Raw genomic sequence first — 18,042 nt, forward strand, 5'->3', positions numbered from 1 at the left:
CGGCCTGGCGGAGGACGGTCCGTCAGGCGCTCATGGCCGGGACAGCGCTCTTCGCCGCCGGTCGCCCACAGGCGACGGGGTCCTCGGCCGCGGGCATCGACGACAGATGGTCGGCCTCGGAGTCGGCGGGGCGCCGGCGGAAGATGCTGTGCAGGATCATGCTGAACACGGCCGTCCCGTCGGCGGCCACCAGGGTGCACCGCGGTTTGACGGTGCCGGTGGTGCGGTTGAACGGCGACGGGGTGGAGCCGAGGATCTCGACGCGCGCGGTGAGGACGTCGCCCGGGCGGACGGGCCGCAGGTAGCGGACCTCGTCGATGCCGGGCGAGCCCATACAGGCGCTGTAGGCGAGCAGGCCGTCCACGTACCGCCGCATGAACATCGACTGCGTGTGGAAGCCGCTCGCGATCAAGCCGCCGAACTGCGAGCGTTCCGCGAGCTCGGGATCCGTGTGGAAGGGCTGCGGGTCGAAGCGCCTGCCGAACTCCAGCACCTCCTCCGCCGTGACGGTGACGGCGCCCAGCTCGTGGACGTCGCCGGGCCGGAAGTCCTCGAAGTAGCGCATCGCGCGCCCCCCTTGACCTAGGAGTGGTCTTTCCCTGGCGACATCCAATCTACGAATCGTTCGTTTATTTTGTCAACCCAAAAGAAGGCGGGAATCCGTTCAGGCGAGGGCCTGTTCGACGTCGGACCACAGGTCCTCGACGTCCTCGATGCCGACGGACATCCGCACCAGGCCCTCGCCGATCCCGGCGGCGGCCAGCGCGGTCGCGTCCAGCTCGCGGTGGGAGGTGGAGGCGGGATGCGTCACGAGGGTCTCCACGCCGCCGAGGGAGAGCGCGAGCTTCGCCACCCGTACGCGCTCGACGAAGGCCCGTCCCGCGTCCCGGCCGCCGGCCAGCTCGAAGGAGAGCAGCCCGCCGCCGCCCGAGAGGGCCTTGCGGGCGTTCTCGCGCGAGGGGTGGCCCGCGAGCCACGGGTAGTGCACGGCCGTGACGTCGCCGCGGGCCTCGGCCCGCTCGGAGAGCGCCGCGGCGAGCGAGACGGCGTTGGCGCAGTGCTCGCGCATCCGCAGCGGCAGGGTCGGTATCCCGCGCAGGGTCAGCCAGGCCGCGAACGGGTCGGCGCAGGCGCCGAGTTCGACGGTCCGCGGCCACACGCGGTGGCGCAGTTCGTCGTCGGCGAAGACGGCGGCGCCGCCGAGGACGTCGGAGTGCCCGGAGAGGTACTTGGTCGTCGAGTGGACGACGATGTCGGCGCCGAGCTCCAGGGGGCGGCACAGCACGGGCGAGGCGAGCGAGTTGTCGACGAGGCTCGTCACGCCCGCCGCGCGGGCGGCGGCGAGCAGCCCCGGCAGGTCGGGGACCTGGCCGGTGGGGTTGGCGATGGTCTCCAGGACGAGGAGCCGGGTGGCGGGATGGACGGCGGCCGCCTCCAGCTCGGCCGGGTCGTCGCCGGAGATCCGGACGACCTCGATCCCGTACCGCTCGGCCAGGTCGGACAGGACGGCGTGGGTGCCCCCGTACAGGCAGCGCTGGGCGACCACCCGGTCGCCGGGCCGCAGGAGTGCGAGCAGGACGCCGCTGAGGGCGCCCATCCCGGAGGCGAAGGCGATGGCCCCGGCGCCGCCCTCCAGGCCGGCGAGGGTCTGCTCCAGGGCCCGTACGGTCGGGTTGCCGCGGCGGCTGTAGACGTACCGGCCGTCGGGGCCCGCCATCGCGTCGGCGAGCTCGGCGGCGGAGTCGAAGGCGAAGGCGGAGGACTGGACGAGGGGCACGGACAGTGGCCAACTGCCGGTGGGGAAGGGCTCGTTGAAGACGTGCACGGCGCGGGTGTTCAGTTCCATGACGTTCCTTTCCTGCCGTTCCTGATACGGGAAAGGGGCCGCCCGACGTCCGGTGACGGACATCGGGCGGCCCCTGGGTGCGTGCGTGCGTGTCGGGCCGGTCAGGCGGAGACCTTCTCGCCCTGCGGCGCGGGGGCGGCGGCCTCGGCGGCCACGGCCTTGTCGCTCTTCATGACGAGGAGGGTGATCACACCGCCGACGGCGGCGATGATCGCGGCGCCGATGAAGGCGGCCGAGAACCCGTCGGTGAGGGCGGGCAGGTTGCCGAGCTGGTCGGCGCCCTGGGACATGGCGACGGCGGTCAGCGCGGCGAGACCGAGTGCGGAGCCGACGTTGTAGGTGGTGTTGACGATGCCGGAGGCCAGACCGGCCTGCTCCTGCGGGGCGCCGGACATCGCGGCGATCATCGCCGGGATGTAGGCGAGGGACATGCCGAGCGCGGCGACGAGCGAGGCAGGCAGGACGTCGATGAGGAAGGTGCCGGTCGGCGGGACGGCCGCGAGCCAGACCAGACCGGCCGCGAGGACGAGCAGACCGATGCCGATGAGCGGCTTGGCCCCGAACTTCATCATGAGCCGGGAGGTGATGGCCGTCATGAAGATCATGAGGAGCACGGTCATCGGGAGCAACGCGGCACCGGAGGCGAAGGCGCCGTAGCCCAGGACCTGCTGGAGGTACAGGTTGAGGAAGTACCACATCGGGATCCAGGCGGCACCGAGCAGCGTCATCGCGAGGTTGGCCGAGCCGAGGCGCGGGACCCGCCAGACGCTGAGCGGCATGAGCGGCTCGCGGATGCTCTTCTGGATCACGAAGAAGAGGACCAACAGGGCTGCGGCGCCGACCAGTTCGAGGACGGTGGCGGTGGCGCCCCAGCCGACCTCGGGGGCGCGGACGACGGCGAAGACGGCGAGCGCGAGACCGGCGGTGACGGCGACGGCGCCGAGGACGTCGACGGAGCCGCGGCGGGACTCGACGTTCGGGAGGAGCTTGGTCGCGGCGAGGGTCGCGAGGCCGATCGGGATGTAGATGATGAAGACCCACTGCCATGCGGCCCACTCGGTGAAGACGCCACCGAGGAAGACGCCCGCGGTGCCGCCGGCGGGAGCCGCGGCGCCGTAGAGCGCCATGGCCTTGCCGAGCTCCTTCGGGTCGTGCATGAAGAGCATCATCAGCAGGGTCATCGCGGCGGGCGCGATGAGCGCGCCGCCGACGCCCTGGACGGCGCGGCCGGCGATCTCCACCCAGGCGGTCTGCGCGGCGGCGGCGAGGATCGAGCCGACGATCATGATCGCCCAGCCGGTGACGAAGATCTTGCGGGCCCCGACGAGGTCGGAGAGGCGTCCGCCGAGGAGCAGCAGGCCGCCGAAGACGATGACGTAGGCGTTGAAGACCCACTGGAGCTCGCCCTGCGTGAAGCCCAGGTCCTTCTGCATCTCGGGGAGTGCGACCCCGATGATCGAGGTGTCCATGATGACCATGAACTGCGCGGCGGCGAGCACGACAAGTGCCCACCAGCGCCGGGGATTGACGGTTGACATTGCCCTGACCCTTCACTCGCTGCTGCATACCCCAGGGGGGTACCTTCGCGGAGCACCGTAGCATACCCATAGGGGGTATGTAAGAGTGAGGTGAGGGCGCGGCGGGAGCACCAGGGAGCCGAGCCTTCCGGCGCGGAGCGCGACACAGGGGAAGCAGGGCTTCCGGGTCGCACGCCGGGCAGAATGCCCCCATGACCGCCGAGGAACACCCCGAGCTGCTCCAGCGCTGGAACGCCACCCTGCGCGCCGCCCGCGCCGGCCACGAGGGCCCGGACCCCGCCCCGTACGGCCGGAACCTGCTCTCCCGCTGGGCCGAGCCGCAGCGCCGCTATCACACGGTCGACCACCTGCGGGCGGTCCTCGACCGCATCGACGAACTCTCCGACCAGGGCGGGGAGGGCGGCGAGCTGGAACTCGTCCGCCTGGCCGCCTGGTTCCACGACGCGGTCTACCGTCCGGACCGCACCGAGAACGAGGAACGCTCGGCCCAGCTGGCCGAACGCGCCCTGAGGGAAGCGGGCCTGACGGAGCATGAGGTGCGGGAAGTGGCGCGGCTCGTCCGCCTGACGGTGTCCCACGACCCGGCCGCGGGCGACCTGAACGGCGAGACCCTCTGCGACGCGGACCTCGCGATCCTGGCCACCGATCCGGATACCTACAGGGGGTATGCGGCGGCGGTCCGCGAGGAGTACGCCTTCGTCCCCGAGGGCGCCTTCCGGGCGGGCCGCGCGACCGTCCTCCGCCAGCTCCTCTCGCTCCCGCGCCTCTTCCATACGCCGTACGGGGCGGCGGTGTGGGAGGAGAAGGCGCGGGACAACATGGAAAAGGAGCTCAAGGAATTGACGGACATTTCCGACGCGAATTGAGTCCGGGCTGATCCGACGTCAAAACGTAATGAGAGCCGACCTCTACCGCCGGTAAGATCATTCTGCTCATTCTTCGCCAGCGAGAGATGCCAGGAAAGACCATGAAACTGCGCAGGGCCCTTCCGATTGCTGCCGTCATACCGGCCATCCTCGTCATGTCCGCGTGCAGCGGCGAATCCTCGGAATCCGACTCCAAGAAGCCGAAGCCGAGCGCGAGCGCGAAGAGCGAGCAGAGCCCCGAGGAGAAAGAGGCCGCCGAGGCGAAGCGCCTGGGGGCGTTCGACGGAAAAGCCCTCGAAAAGGTCGCCATCACGGGAATGACCGCGAACTTCGACGCCAAGAAGATCGCCAAGGCGGAGGTCGAGGCCGGCCGGGGCATGGAGGCCGACAAGAAGGCCTGCCAGCCGCTCGCCAGCCTGATCGGCGGCTTCACGCACGTCCCCGCGGTGTCCACGGTCCACCGCTCGCTCCAGCCCGGCGAGGCGGCCAACGCGACCGTGGGCTCGATGTGGCTCGCCTCGCACTCGGAGTCCAACGCCACCCGGGTGATGAAGGAGCTCCGCACGGCCGTCACCGAATGCCCCAAGGGCTTCAAGACGTTGGGCCTCACCTACGGCAAGGTCGAGAACCTCCCGGCGCCGAAGCTCGGCGACGAGGCCGTGGGCTACCGGATCACCGGCGACATCGCCAAGCAGAAGGTGCCGATGACGTACACGGTCGTGCGCAGCGGGGGCGTGATCGCGGCGTTCTACGGCGTGAACATGCTGGACCCGAAGAAGGCGGCGATCCCGGATCCGGTGATCACGGCCCAGCTGGACCGGATCGCGGACGCGCGGGGCTGACATTGCCGCCGTAAGCACGGAGAGAGCCCGGACACGCGAACGCCCGGCCGGATGGGTTCCGGCCGGGCGTTCAATTGTGAGGGAACGCGAAGGATCAGTCACCGAGGAACTGGAGGTATCCACTTCTCCGGTAGACCCACAGCGTGCTCTCCCTCAGTCGTCGGAGGACGGGCGTTCGCCGCTCCTCCGGGAGTTCCTCGAACTCCCGGAGAAGCTGCTCCGCCTGCTTGGAGTTGAAGAGCGTCTCGCCGTAGCCGCTCACTCCCCAGCGAACAGCCGTATCCGGCGCCTCGATGCAGAAGTGGAGCATGCTCTCCTCGTCGTCGTCCGCGAACTCCGACTGGATGTCCTGCGCCAGGTCGAGCACCCGGACCCCAAGACGGCTCATCTCTCGTTCCTCCTCGCTGGTCCGACTACTTCGGGTACATGGTGACCGGGACACCGTAGATGGACACGACCACCTCGACGAGGTCCGTGTCGTCTCCGCCGGGCTTCTTCTTGCCGATCATCTTGCCGAGTCCCGGATCGAAGACGCAGACGCGGTTGTTCGCCACCGACTTCGACTTCGTCCACTTGCCGGCGCACTTGATCGCCGCCATCAGGAAGATCGTCACGATGTCTCCGTCGGAGAGCACGTTGTTCCAGATGCCCTTGTCATCCTGGACCTTGTCACCGCCCTCGAAGTGGTACCTCCTGATGTTCTTCGTGAACGCCGGGCCGACCACCACCGGCTCGCACAGATCCGGCATCGAGGCCCAGTCGCCCAGGTCCTTGGGCCTGTCCTTCGGGTCGACGTAGTCATCGGGGTAGAAGGACTTCGGGTCGACGGGTTCGGGGATGTCGTCCTGGTAGTCATCCGGATACCAGTCGTCGCTGGGACGGCTGCCGACGGTGCTGAACGACGACGCCTCGCCGGACGACGGAGTCCGGTAGAGAGCGGTGCTGTACGAGCCGCTGCCGTACGACGCCACGCCGGACGTCCCGGACTGCGGCCTGACCAGGCAGACCGGAGAGTCCTTGACCCTCTTCAGGAAGCCCTGGTACTTCTCCATCAGCTTCTTCGCGAGCTTCGCCGCGTCGAAGAACTTGTCGAGCGCCATGCCGATCCGGTACAGCGCCTTCGCCACCGCGGGGATCTTCAGGACGGGGACGAGATACCCCGCCACGTCCACCAGCGCCCAGACACAGGCCTCGAAGTCCCAGGTGGACAGGCACTCCTTGATGTTGGCGAGACCGAACAGCTCAAGCAGAATCGCCCCGCCGTTGGCCTTGACCCACTCGACGATGTCCCCACCGGCCAGGTCCCTGGCAGCCGTGTACTCGTCGACGCACGTCTGGCCACACATCTTCATGAGCAGCTCTTCGACCGTCGGGGTCAGCTCCTGGCCGGTGACCAGGGAGCCGGCCTCGACATGATCACCACGCTGCTCCAGGAGGCGCTTGCGCTCCTCCTCCTCCGCCCGCTTGGCGGCCTCGTCGGCCTCCGTCGCGAGCGCGTGCGCGTTCTCGGCGGCGGTCTCGGCCGCGTCCGCGTCGCTCTCGGCCTGGGTGGCCGAGGAACGGGCGGCGGCGGCGTCGTTCTCCGCCGAAGTCGCCGCCGCACGGGCGCTCGCGGCGTCCTTCTCCGCCTCCGTGGCCGCGCTGTCGGCCGCGACCGCGTCACCCATCGCCGCGTTCGCGGCGGACGTCGCGGCCATGGCGTCCGAACCCGCCTGGAGGGCGTATCCGTCGGCGCGCTTGGCGGCGGCCTGAGCGGCCTTGGCCGCCTTCTCCGCCTCCACCGCCGCGGCCTGGGCGCGCTTCACGGCCTTCGCCGCGCGCTCCGCGTCCTTGGCCGCCGCCGCTGCCGCCTGGGCGGCCAGCTTGTCGTCGGCCGCCGCCTGGTCGGCGAGGCGCTGGGCCTCGGCCGAGTACGCGGCCGCCTGCACGGCCTTCGCCTCGGCGGCCTTGGCCTGCTGCTCCGAGAGGGTCAGCGCACTCTGGCCGGTGAGGACCGCGAAGCCCGCCGACGCGTCGGTCTCCTGGTACGGAGAGCCGATCGCGATGGCTTCCTTCGCCGGCTTGACGGCCTGGGTCGCGGTGTCCCGCGCCGCGCTCGCCGCCTGGGCGACGGCGTACGCGTGACCGGCCGTCTTCGCCGCCCACTCGGCGGTCAGGACCGCCTCGGTGTGCGCGGCCGCCGCCTCCTGCTTCGCGACGGCCGCAGCGGCCGACGCCTTCCGCGAGTCCGCCTCGGCGTTCCGCGCGTTCTGCGCGGCCGCCTCGGAGGCGTCGATGGCCGTGGCCGCGGCCGCGTGGGCGGCAGCCGCCGATCCCATCGCGGTCGCGTACGCGGCCCAGGCGCCGTCCGCGGCCGCCTTGGAGCGGTCCGCGGCACCCTTGGCCCGGGTCGCGGCCGCACGGGAGTTGACCGCAGCGGTCGTCGCCTCGTTCGCCGCCGCACGGGCGTTGGTCGCCGCGGTGGTCGCCGCGTTGGCGGCGGCACGCGCCTCGGTCGCCAACTGCCGCGTCTCGGTGGCGGCTTCGGTGCCCTCGGCGGCGGCAGCCGCGGATTCGAGGGCCGCGGCCCGGGAGTCCGCCGCCCTCTTGGTGCGCTCCGCCTCGACGGCGCGGTCACGGGCCAGCCTGGCCTGCTCCTCCGACGCCTCCGCGTCGGCCCGCTTGAGCGCGGCACCGTCGGCCGCGGTCGTCGCGTCGGAGCGGGCGGAGGCGGCCTTGCCCTTCTCCTCCTGCGCACGGGCCTCGGCCACACTGGCCTTGTCCCGCTCCTGCTCCGCGGTGGCCCGGTGGGCCGCCGCGTTGGCGCGCTCCAGCTCCGCCTCGGCGCGCTTGCCCTGCGCCGTGGCGGCCGCCTGCTTCGCCTCCTGCTCCTCCTTCTCCGCGGTGGCCTTGGCCTCCTGCGCGATCTTCAGGTTCGCCTCGGCCTCGGCCGCCTGCTCGTCGGCACTGTCCGCGGCGGCCTTCGCCTGGGCGGCGGCCTCCTGCGCGGCGATACGGCGGAACTCGGTGTTCACCGCGTGCGCCTGGGTCTTCGCCAGGGCGAGCAGCGTCTGGGACGTCGAGACCGTGGCGTTCGCCGCGTTCAGCGCCGTCTCCGTCGCCTTCGCGGCGGCCGTGGCGGCGGCGCCGGAAGCGCGCGCGACCTGGACCGACTGCTGGGCGTACATCAGGCCACGGCCGCGCGGCACCTCGGAGGCGTCCGCGATGGCCCAGGCGTCCTGCTGGGCGGTCACCGCGCGCTGGGAGGCGGCGGTGGCCAGAGCGGCCTGGGCCTGGGCCTTGGTGACCAGCGCCTGGACCTTGCCGCGGGCCTTGGCGAGGTCCGTCTTGGCCTGGTCGAACAGCGCCTGCTTCGGCTTGAAGAGGTGGTTCGGGTCGCGTGCGAGCTGGTCGTGCCAGTACTTCTGCCAGAGCAGGATCTGGTCGGCGAGCCACGCCTGCCCGATCGCCTCGATCATGTGGTCCGCGGCGGCCTTCGTCGCCGCGGCGGCGTCGGCCTCCGCCCGCATGATGATGCCGCGCTGTGTGTTCTGCCCGGCGTACTCCGACTCCCACTCGGCCGAGGCCCGGGAGACGACGTCGCTCAGGGCGTTGCGCGGGTCCACGGGGTCGCCGTGGTTGCACGTGGCCCAGGACTGCTTGAGGTTCTCGACCTCGACGCGGAACGCCGCGGTCCCCTCGGTGACCTTCTTGGCGGGGAAGCCGCCGTGCCGCAGGTACGTCGCGATGTCGGCGGACGTGGTGCCGCCGGAGAACAGGTCGTCGGACGTGCTGGCGTCGCGCAGCATGAAGTCCGCCGCGAAGTCGTGCCAGTCGTCCTTGCCGCGGTTCTGCTCGGCGACGGCCTTGGCCTGGGCGACGGACTCGGCGCTGGGGTTGGTGTGCCCGTCGTAGCCGACGCGGGCGGACAGCTTCGGCTGCGTGGCGTACGTGAACGCCATGACCTCGGCGCCGAACTGCGGTGCGTGCAGCGTGATCTCGTCGCTGAACGAGCTCATCGCGTACGGCCGGTTGGCGTCCTCCAGGATCGCCTTGCGGGCCGCGATGGCGTCCACGTACTCGTACGCGGCCTTCTTGTCCTGGGAGTTGGCCTCCCCCAGAGGCATGAACTGCAACCAGATGGAGTCGCCGATGACCGCGTGCAGCTGTGCGTCGGTCCCGGTCAGGCCCTCGATGGCCTTGGCCTTCGTCTTGACACCACCCGCGTGCAGGGCGACGCCGGTGATGCAGCGCTCCAGACGCGGGGTGGAGCGGACGCCGCTGATGACCGACGTCAGCTCGTTGAGCCGGCGCAGGGCGTCGTCGGCGGCGTTGAAGATCGTCCGCATGCCGTCGGAGACCTTCTCGATCGCCACGGCGAGCGCGGGGATACGCCCCACGATCACGGACGACGAGGGGATGTCCACGAGCGCCCAGAGGCAGTCGTCGACGTCCCGCGAGGCCAGGCAGTCCTTCACCTTGGCGGCGTCGAGCTGATCGAAGAGGATCTGCCCGCCGTTCGCGGAAGCCCACTCCACGACGTTCACGGAGACGGCCGCGAGGCCCTTCCGGTAGTCGTCGACACAGGTCTGACCGCACGCGTCGAGCAGGATCCGCTCCTCGCGCTCACCGAGCGCCGGCCAGTTGGACGCACCGCCCTTGATGGGCGTGGTGCCCTCCTCCAGGGCCTCCTGGTGCGCGGCCTCGTTCTTCTCGCGCTGCTCCTTCTCGATCTGCTTGGCGGCCTCCTCGGCGGCCGAGCTGTCGCCCGCCGCGTCGGATGCCTTGTCCTCGGCGTCCTTGGCGTCCTTCTCCGACTCGGTCGCCTTGCGCGCGGCTTCCGCGGCGGCTTCGGCGGACCGGCCGGCCTTCTCGTTCGCCTCGGCGGCGTGCCGCTCGGCGTCCGTCGCCTCACGGTCGGCCTCGGCGGCGATGCCGCTCACCGCACCGGCGGTGGTCCGGGCGCTGAGCGCGTCGACCCCGGCCTGTTCGGCGTGACCGGCGGCGGCGTCGGACGCGTCCTTCGCGCCCTTCTGGGCGTCGGAGGCCTGTCCCGCTGCCGTCTGGGCGCGGGTCACGGCCTCGACCGCGCGCGACGAATCGCTCGCCGCGCGAGCGGCGGCCTCGGCCGCGAGCTTCGCGTCACCCGTCGCCTGGTCGGCGGTCAGCTGCGCGGACTCCGCGGCGGCGGCCGCCGCGACGGCCTTGGCCTCCGCGGCCGCGGCCTGCTGCTCGGCGAGCGTCTTCGACGACTGGCCGGACAGCACCGCGAACGCGGCCGAACTGTCCTTCTCCTGGTACGGAGTACCGACCGAGACGGCGGTGTCGGCAGCGTTGATCGCCGCCTTCGCGCTGTCGCGAGCGGCCAGGGCGGCCTGCCCTGCCGCGTACGCACGGCCGACGACGGTCGCGGCCGACTTCACGGCCTCGTCCGCGCTGGTGCCGGCGGCGACCGACTCCAGCTGGGCCTTCTTGGCCAGCTCGGTCGCGTTCTCGGAGGCCGTCGCGGCGTTGTCCGCGCGGATCGCGGCATCCTGCGACGCGTCGAGCGCGGTGGCCGCGGCGACGTGCGCCGTGGACGCCTCGCCCTGGGAGGCGTAGAAGGCGGACCAGGCCGTGTCGGCACTGGCCTGGGCGCGCTCGGCGGCGCCCTCCGCCGTGGTGGCGGCGGTACGCGCGGCGACAGCGGCCGTGGTCGCCTGGTCGGCGGCGGTCTGCGCGGCGGTCGCGGCCTGCACGGCCTGGTTCGCGGCCGTACGGGCGTTGGTGGCCGCAGTCCGGGTCTCGGCGGCGGCGGCGCTGCCCTCGGCAGCGGTCGCGGCGGCTTCGAGGGCGGCGGCGCGGGCCGCGGTGGCCTGCTTCGCCTGGAGTGCGGCGATCGCCTTCTCGCGCGAGCTCTGCGCGGCCTTCGCCTTCTCGTCGGCGACCTTCCGCTTCGCCGTGGCGTCGGCTGTCGCCGTGCCCGCGGCCGTACCCGCGCTCGTGGCGGCGGTCTGCTGCGTGGCGGCGCGCTCCTCGGCCGCCTTGGCCTTGGCGCGCTCGGTGGCGGCCTTGGCGCGGGAGGCGGTGGCGGTGGCCTGCTCGGCCTGCGCCTTCGCCCGCTCGGCGGAAGCGGTGTCGGCGGCCTCCTTGGCCTTGTCGCGCTTCTGCTCGGCCGTCGTCCGCGCGGCCTTCGCCGTGTTCGCGCTCTCCGTGGCGGCCGTGGCGTTCGCCTCGGCCGTGTCGGCGGCGGCCTTCGCCTGGGCGGCGGCCTCCTGCGCGGCGACGCGACGGAACTCGGCGTCGATCGCGTGCGACTCGGTCTGCGCCTTGGCGAGCAGCGCCTCGCTGGTGGCCGCGGTGGCGTTGGCGGAGGCGAGCGTGGTCTCGGTCGCCTTCGTCGCGGCGGCGGCGGCAGCGGCGGAGGCACGGGCCACCTGCACGGACTGCTGCGCGTACATCAGACCCCGGCCACGCGGGACGTGGGTCGTGTCGGCGACGGCCCAAGCCTGCTGCTGCGCGGTCGTGGCCGACTGGGCGGCGGTGGCGGCCTTGGCCGACTGGGCCTTGGCCGAGGTGACGAGGGCCGCGATGTTGCCGCGGTACGTGGCGAGATCCGCGTCGGCCTTGGCGAGCCTGGCCTGGTCGGGCTCATCGGAGTAGTAACCGGGCGACTGGGCGATCCTGTCGCGCCAGAACGTGCTCCACTTCAGGATCTGGTCGGCGAGCCACGCCTGACCGATGGCCTCGATCAGGTCGTCGGTGGCCTCACGGGCCGCCACCGAGGCGTCGGCCTCCGCGCGCATGATGGTCGCGCGCTGGGTGGCCTGACCCGCGTACTCGAGCTCCCACTCGACCATCGCGGTCATGAGGGGCTCGTTGAGCTTGCGGGACGGGTCCCACGGGTTCTGGTAGTCGCAGCCGGCCCAGGCCTGCTTGAGGTCCTCGACCTCGACACGGTACTCGGGCGTGCCCTTGACGGGCGCCACGGTCGGGAAACCACCGCGCTTCAGATAGGCGGCGATGTCGCTGGAGGTGTTGGCGGTGTTGCCGACATTGCTGAACCTGAGCATGGAATCCGCTGCCCAGTCGTGCAGCTGGTCCTTGCCGTTGTTCTCCGCGGCGACGGCCTTCGCGCGTTCCATCGCCTCGGCGCTGGGCCGGCTGATGTCGGCCTCGCCAACGCGCCAGGCGAGTTCCTTCTGCGTGACGACGGTGAAGTGCCGGAGGTCCTCGCCGAACTTCGGCGCGTGCCACGTCAGCCCGGCGTCGGACGCCACGGAGCTGGCGTACGGGTGGTTGGCGGCGGTCAGGGCGTCCTGGCGGGCCCAGGACATGGCGGAGTAGACGCCGGCGGCCTCCTGATCGGCCTTGGAGGCCACGTTCAGGGGGCTGGGGTTCCACCATTCCGGGGCCCGGACGACCCCGCCGAGCTGCTCCTCCGTGCCGGTCAGGCCCTCGATGGCCTTGACCTTCACCTGCGGGCCGCCGACGTGCAGCGCCACCGCGGCGATGCAGCGGTCGAGGCGCCGGTCACTGCCGATGCTGTTGCGGTAGAGGCCGTCGTCCACCTCGGGCGTCGGCTCCTCGGCGGCGACCGGGGACGCCGAGATCATTCCCACGAGGACGGCGGACGCCGTCATGAGGGCTGTCGTACTGGTGGCCCTGGTCAGGGCCGACCGTAGGCGACGCCGGCGTCTGCCGGCGTCTCTGAGCAATGACATGTCCCGCCTTGCAATCTCGCGATCGTCCGGCAGCACCTAGACATGAACATGGGCATGACAGAACAGCGGTCAGCCGCACCAGGACACACTCCCCCTGACGCGACCGCCGGCACGCTCGCCCCCCACGAACCGGCGCTACCGCTTGCTCCGCGACGATGTCACGCGCACCGCCTCCAAGAGAAGATCAAATAATCCTCACCAAAGCCCCAGGGGAGCGGGAAAGAGGCCAAAGCGACGCCTAGTTGATCATGTTGTTACCGGCCGTAAGGGAGTGGGGCGAGCGGCACTCGTCTCGCATCGCAAGACATTCCTCCGCACACGGAATGACAGGCACAAAATCCGGGTTTACGCATGTCATGCCCTCCCTCTCCGCCGAAGACGCCACCCCCAGCCCCGGTCCCACCCCCAGCCCCACCGCCACCCCCAGCCGGATGCCCCTGGCCGTCTACATCCTCGGCCTCTCCGTCTTCGCACTCGGCACGAGCGAGTTCATGCTCTCGGGACTCCTCCCGCCCATCGCGGAGGACATGAACGTCTCCATCCCCCAAGCCGGACTCCTCATCTCCGCCTTCGCGATCGGCATGGTCGTCGGCGCGCCGCTGCTCGCCGTCGCCACCCTCCGGCTCCCCCGCAAGACGACCCTCGTCACCCTCATCACCGTCTTCGGCCTCGGCCAGATAGCGGGCGCCCTCGCCCCGAACTACGCCGTCCTCTTCGCCTCGCGCATCGTGAGCGCGCTCGCCTGCGCCGGGTTCTGGGCGGTCGGCGCGGCCGTCGCCATCGCCATGGTCCCGGTGGGCTCGCGCGCCCGCGCCATGGCGGTCATGATCGGCGGCCTGTCCATCGCCAACGTCATCGGCGTCCCCGCCGGCGCCTTCCTCGGCGAGCACCTCGGCTGGCGCTCCGCGTTCTGGGCGGTCGCCGCCGCCTCCGCGATCGCCCTCGTCGGCGTCCTCACCCGCATCCCCCGCATCCCGCTCCCCGAGACGAAGCCGCGCCTCAAGCGGGAGCTGGCCGTCTACCGCGACCCGCAGGTCCTGCTCCAGGTCGCGATCGTCGCGCTCGCCGCAGGCGGCGTCTTCTGCGCCTTCTCCTATCTGTCCCCGCTCCTCACGGACGTCTCCGGCGTCGACGAGAGCTGGGTCTCCGGCGTCCTCGCGCTCTTCGGGATCGGCGCCGTCATCGGTACGGCGATCGGCGGCCGGGTGGCCGACGCCCACCTCTTCGGCGTCCTGCTCACCGGCATCACCGCCTCCACCGTCTTCCTGATCGCACTGGCGTTCCTCGCGTCGAGCCCGGTCGCCACGATCGTCCTGACGTTCCTCCTCGGCGTCTCCGCCTTCTATACGGCCCCGGCCCTCAACGCCCGCATGTTCAACGTCGCCGGCGCCGCCCCCACCCTCGCCGGCGCCACGACCACCGCGGCGTTCAACCTCGGCAACACCGGCGGCCCCTGGCTCGGCGGCACCGTCATCGACGCCGGCCTCGGCTTCGCCTCCCCGGCCTGGGCGAGCGGCGATGACGGCGGTGGCCCTCGGCGCGACGGCACTGGCGCTGCGCCTCGGCGGGCGCGCCTCCGGCAGCCACGTCGTGACCAAGAGCCCGACGAAGCAGCCCGACGACGCCGGCACGCCCGTACCGTTGAAGAACACCGCCCACTGACGGCGCCCGCCGGTGTCCGCGCACCGGTCAGCAAGATCATGTCGGGATGCCGGTGGTCCAGGGTGCCCGGCCGCCTTCGGCCGCCCCGCATCCGGGGCAGGCGACCCGCACCCCGGGTCAGGCGACCGGCCGGCTCTTCGGGCGCCGCAGGCCCGCTTCGGTGAGGCGGCGGAGGAGTTCCTTCGAGCCGACCTCGACCGCGCCGCCCGCCACCGCGTCCGCGTACCGCTCGGACGGGATGTCGTAGTGGTCCCGCTCGAAGGCGCGCGGCGGGGCGCCTATCGAGGCGGCGAAGGCGTGCAGCTCGTCGAAGGAGACGTCGCTGACCAGGTGCGACCACATGCGGCCGTGCCCCGGCCAGGTCGGCGGGTCGATGTAGAGGCTCACGTCGGGCACCCCACCGGGTCGATGTAGAAGCTCACGCCAGGCACCCCACCAGGTCGATGTAGAAGCTCACGTCAGCTTGCCCACCGGTGCGACCACCACTCCCTGCTTGCCGCAGACCCAGTGCGGGTCGGGCCCGAGCTCGGGCTCCACGTCCAGGGCGTGCGGGTCGCCCGTGGAGCAGACCGGGCAGAGCGGCCAGCGTCCGTACCGTTCGAGGAGGGCGTCCTGGACGTCCTGGGCGACGAGCCCCGCGACGTACGTCACGCCCTCGGGCCACTGCTCGACCCACCAGCGCCGGTGGGTCACCGCGTCCTCCACCATCGACACGACCTCGGCGGCGGCCACCTCTCGGGCCACCAGGTCGGCCAGTACCAGCGCGCGAGCGGCGTGCAGCGCCTGCTCCACGGGGTCGATCTCGTCCATGCACTCATTGTCACCCGCCGCCGGGGCAGGGCGAAGGTCCCGTCCGTTTCCGGGACCGCCCGGGCCCGATCCGGGGCCGATGGGGTCTTGTCGGCCCACCCGGCCGAAAGTATCTTTCAGATGTGACCAATGAAGTGAAGGAAAGTTTCACGAGCGAGGCCCCTGCCGCGCCCCCCGCGCCCGCCGCCCTCGCGGCCAAGGTGCGGACCCTCGCGCCCTCCATGACCCGCTCGATGCAGCGGGTCGCCGAAGCCGTCGCCGGCGACCCCGCCGGCTGCGCCGCCCTCACGGTCACCGGCCTCGCCGAGCTCACCGGCACCAGCGAGGCGACCGTCGTCCGCACCGCCCGGCTCCTCGGCTACCCCGGCTACCGCGACCTGCGCCTCGCCCTCGCCGGCCTCGCCGCACAGCAGCAGTCCGGCCGCGCGCCCGCCGTCACCGCCGACATCGCCGTCGACGACCCCGTCGCCGACGTCGTCGCCAAGCTCGCCTACGACGAGCAGCAGACCCTCGCCGACACCGCCGCCGGACTCGACACCGTCCAGCTCGGCGCCGCCGTCGCCGCGCTCGCCACCGCCCGCCGCATCGACATCTACGGCGTCGGCGCCTCCGGCCTCGTCGCCCAGGACCTCGGCCAGAAGCTGCTCCGTATCGGCCTGATCGCGCACGCCCACAGCGACCCGCACCTCGCCGTCACCAACGCCGTACAGCTCCGCTCCGGCGACGTCGCCATCGCCATCACCCACTCCGGCTCCACCGGCGACGTCATAGAACCGCTGCGCGTCGCCTTCGACCACGGCGCCACCACGGTCGCGATCACCGGCCGCCCGGACGGCCCGGTCACGCAGTACGCCGACCACGTCCTGACCACCTCCACCGCCCGCGAGAGCGAACTGCGCCCCGCGGCCATGTCGTCCCGGACCAGCCAACTCCTGGTCGTGGACTGCCTGTTCACCTGCGTCACCCAGCGTACGTACGAGACGGCGGCCCCTGCCCTCGCCGCCTCGTACGAAGCCCTCGCCCACCGCCACTCGCCCCGGACCCGCTGACCATCCCGTAACGACCACCCCGTAACGACCACCCCGTAACGACGCCCCGCCCGCCGAGCGTCACACGTCGACCGCCAACGACGCCGACGACGTCCACGCACCGAAAGAGCCGCACATGTCCACCACGTCCACTCCTTCCACCGCCGCCGCCCAGGGAGCCGACTCCGCCACGTACTCGGAGCTCCGCGCCCAGCTGGCCACCCTCACCACCGAGGCGTTCCGCCCCGAGCTCGCCGAGATCGACCGGCTGCCGACCCTGGACATCGCCCGGACCATGAACGGCGAGGACCAGACCGTCCCCGCCGCCGTCGCCCGCCAACTCCCCGCCATCGCCGCCGCGATCGACGCCACGGCCGAGCGCATGGCACGCGGCGGCCGGCTGATCTACCTGGGCGCCGGCACCGCGGGCCGCCTCGGCGTCCTCGACGCCAGCGAGTGCCCGCCCACCTTCAACACCGACCCGTCCGTGGTCGTCGGCCTGATCGCGGGCGGCCCCTCCGCCATGGTCAAGGCCGTCGAAGGCGCCGAGGACTCCAGGGAGCTCGCGGTGGAGGACCTGACCGCGCTCGGGCTCACCGCCGACGACACCGTGGTCGGCATCTCCGCCTCCGGCCGCACCCCGTACGCCATCGGCGCCGTCGAACACGCCCGCGCACACGGCGCGCTGACCATCGGCCTGTCCTGCAACGCGGACAGCGCGCTCGCCGCGGCCGCCGAGCACGGCATCGAGGTCGTCCCCGGCCCCGAGCTCCTCACCGGCTCCACCCGGCTCAAGGCCGGCACGGCCCAGAAGCTCGTCCTCAACATGATCTCGACGATCACGATGATCCGCCTCGGCAAGACCTACGGAAACCTGATGGTCGACGTCCGCGCCTCCAACGAGAAGCTCCAGGCCCGCTCGCGGCGGATCGTCGCCCTCGCCACCGGTGCGCCGGACGAGCAGATCGAGGCCGCCCTCACCGCCGCCGACGGGGAGGTGAAGAACGCGATCCTCATGATCCTCGCCGACATCGACGCCCCCACGGCCGCGCGTCGCCTCACCGTCTCCCAGGGTCACCTGCGTGCGGCGCTGCACGCGACCGAGCCCACCGCGTGACCCATCCCCTGGACGCCCGTCCGAGCAAGCTGGGGGTGGCGGTCAGGGACGGATCTCCTCGGTCCGGGACAGCATGGCGTCGATGAACGCATTGCGTGGGCATTTCGTGACAAAAGCCAAGTGAACGTGCAGGTTGTGGACAACATGGCGCCCCGTTCTGACATCGGGGTGAGGATGCCAGCGTGGCGATATAAACCGATGCCACGTCCTCGGTCGTGAGCCAAGACACCCTGGTCAAGCGGCAGTTCGGGCACCGCGCCCGGCCCCCATGCCGGCGTACAAGACCGCCCAACACGGCGGCACCCTGCACAAGGTCCCCGCCCCCGGCACCTCCCAACGCTGCTCCGCCTGTGGCGTCACCACGCCCGGCAACCGGGAGTCCCAGGCTGTGTTCCTGTGCAAGAACCCGGACTGCGGATGGTCGGGCAACGCCGACCACAACGCGGCCCGGAACGTCTTGCACCTGTACCGGATGGGCCTCGCGCTCGTCCCGGCTGCCGGGAGGGCAGTCGTCAGGTGCGCCAAACGCGTCAAGCCCGCTACCGCGAGGTAAGCAGGAATCTCCCGGCCTCAGCCGGGAGAGCACTCCAACTCAAGCTCCCCCGCGACGGCTCCCTCCGCCGCGTCATCAAGTCCGTCCTCCCGGCGGAC

Annotated in this window: 11 protein-coding genes and 2 pseudogenes; 6 read left to right on the plus strand and 7 right to left on the minus strand. The window is 71.8% G+C overall.

The annotated features are described in order from the left end of the window. Positions 1 to 22: 22 nt before the first annotated feature. From ACIBG6_RS23045 to ACIBG6_RS23055, 3 genes are all read right to left on the minus strand, one after another. Entirely contained in the window at positions 23 to 565 is a 543-nt protein-coding gene (locus ACIBG6_RS23045; RefSeq protein WP_329625615.1) for a MaoC family dehydratase, read from the minus strand. Positions 566 to 664: 99 nt separating this feature from the next. Then, complete coding sequence (locus ACIBG6_RS23050) at positions 665 to 1,846, minus strand: trans-sulfuration enzyme family protein (protein WP_399224413.1); 1,182 nt, start codon at positions 1,844 to 1,846, stop codon at positions 665 to 667. 101 nt (positions 1,847 to 1,947) lie between these two features. Then, complete coding sequence (locus tag ACIBG6_RS23055; protein WP_399224414.1) at positions 1,948 to 3,384, minus strand: MFS transporter; 1,437 nt, start codon at positions 3,382 to 3,384, stop codon at positions 1,948 to 1,950. 191 nt (positions 3,385 to 3,575) lie between these two features. Here ACIBG6_RS23055 and ACIBG6_RS23060 point away from each other — a divergent pair, with 191 nt between their 5' ends. Both ACIBG6_RS23060 and ACIBG6_RS23065 read left to right on the plus strand, forming a co-directional pair. Next, positions 3,576 to 4,250, plus strand: coding sequence for a hypothetical protein (locus ACIBG6_RS23060; protein WP_399224415.1), 675 nt, complete (start codon positions 3,576 to 3,578; stop codon positions 4,248 to 4,250). A gap of 101 nt (positions 4,251 to 4,351) precedes the next feature. Beyond that, complete coding sequence (locus ACIBG6_RS23065; RefSeq protein WP_399224416.1) at positions 4,352 to 5,092, plus strand: hypothetical protein; 741 nt, start codon at positions 4,352 to 4,354, stop codon at positions 5,090 to 5,092. A gap of 94 nt (positions 5,093 to 5,186) precedes the next feature. Here the strand turns inward: ACIBG6_RS23065 and ACIBG6_RS23070 are convergent, their stop codons facing one another. Together ACIBG6_RS23070 and ACIBG6_RS23075 are read right to left on the minus strand one after the other, a co-directional pair. Next, positions 5,187 to 5,480: a hypothetical protein gene (locus tag ACIBG6_RS23070; protein ID WP_399224417.1), complete on the minus strand. Its 294-nt coding sequence runs from the start codon at positions 5,478 to 5,480 to the stop codon at positions 5,187 to 5,189. Positions 5,481 to 5,505: 25 nt separating this feature from the next. Continuing rightward, positions 5,506 to 12,693, minus strand: coding sequence for a hypothetical protein (locus ACIBG6_RS23075; RefSeq protein WP_399224418.1), 7,188 nt, complete (start codon positions 12,691 to 12,693; stop codon positions 5,506 to 5,508). A gap of 512 nt (positions 12,694 to 13,205) precedes the next feature. Between ACIBG6_RS23075 and ACIBG6_RS23080 the strand changes: the two are divergent. Then, positions 13,206 to 14,436 (plus strand): annotated as a pseudogene (locus ACIBG6_RS23080) (Cmx/CmrA family chloramphenicol efflux MFS transporter). A 117-nt stretch (positions 14,437 to 14,553) separates the two neighbouring features. Here ACIBG6_RS23080 and ACIBG6_RS23085 read toward each other — a convergent pair. Then, positions 14,554 to 14,823, minus strand: a complete 270-nt coding sequence (locus ACIBG6_RS23085) for a DUF4031 domain-containing protein (RefSeq protein WP_399224419.1) — start codon at positions 14,821 to 14,823, stop codon at positions 14,554 to 14,556. A 66-nt stretch (positions 14,824 to 14,889) separates the two neighbouring features. Beyond that, positions 14,890 to 15,246 (minus strand): hypothetical protein, encoded by a 357-nt coding sequence (locus tag ACIBG6_RS23090; protein WP_399224420.1) that lies wholly within the window; start codon positions 15,244 to 15,246, stop codon positions 14,890 to 14,892. Between the two features lie 122 nt (positions 15,247 to 15,368). Here ACIBG6_RS23090 and ACIBG6_RS23095 point away from each other — a divergent pair, with 122 nt between their 5' ends. The 3 genes and pseudogenes from ACIBG6_RS23095 to ACIBG6_RS23105 form a co-directional block, all read left to right on the plus strand. Further along, the gene (locus ACIBG6_RS23095) at positions 15,369 to 16,295 is read left to right on the plus strand and encodes a MurR/RpiR family transcriptional regulator (RefSeq protein WP_329622005.1); all 927 of its coding nucleotides are present in this window, start codon (positions 15,369 to 15,371) and stop codon (positions 16,293 to 16,295) included. 115 nt (positions 16,296 to 16,410) lie between these two features. Next, positions 16,411 to 17,391, plus strand: coding sequence for an N-acetylmuramic acid 6-phosphate etherase (gene murQ / locus ACIBG6_RS23100; RefSeq protein ID WP_399224421.1), 981 nt, complete (start codon positions 16,411 to 16,413; stop codon positions 17,389 to 17,391). 268 nt (positions 17,392 to 17,659) lie between these two features. Beyond that, positions 17,660 to 17,944: pseudogene (locus ACIBG6_RS23105) on the plus strand (zinc ribbon domain-containing protein); the annotation flags it as partial. Between the last annotated feature and the right edge of the window lie 98 nt (positions 17,945 to 18,042).

The sequence above is a fragment of the Streptomyces sp. NPDC050842 genome (assembly GCF_044456565.1).
Taxonomy (GTDB): domain Bacteria; phylum Actinomycetota; class Actinomycetes; order Streptomycetales; family Streptomycetaceae; genus Streptomyces.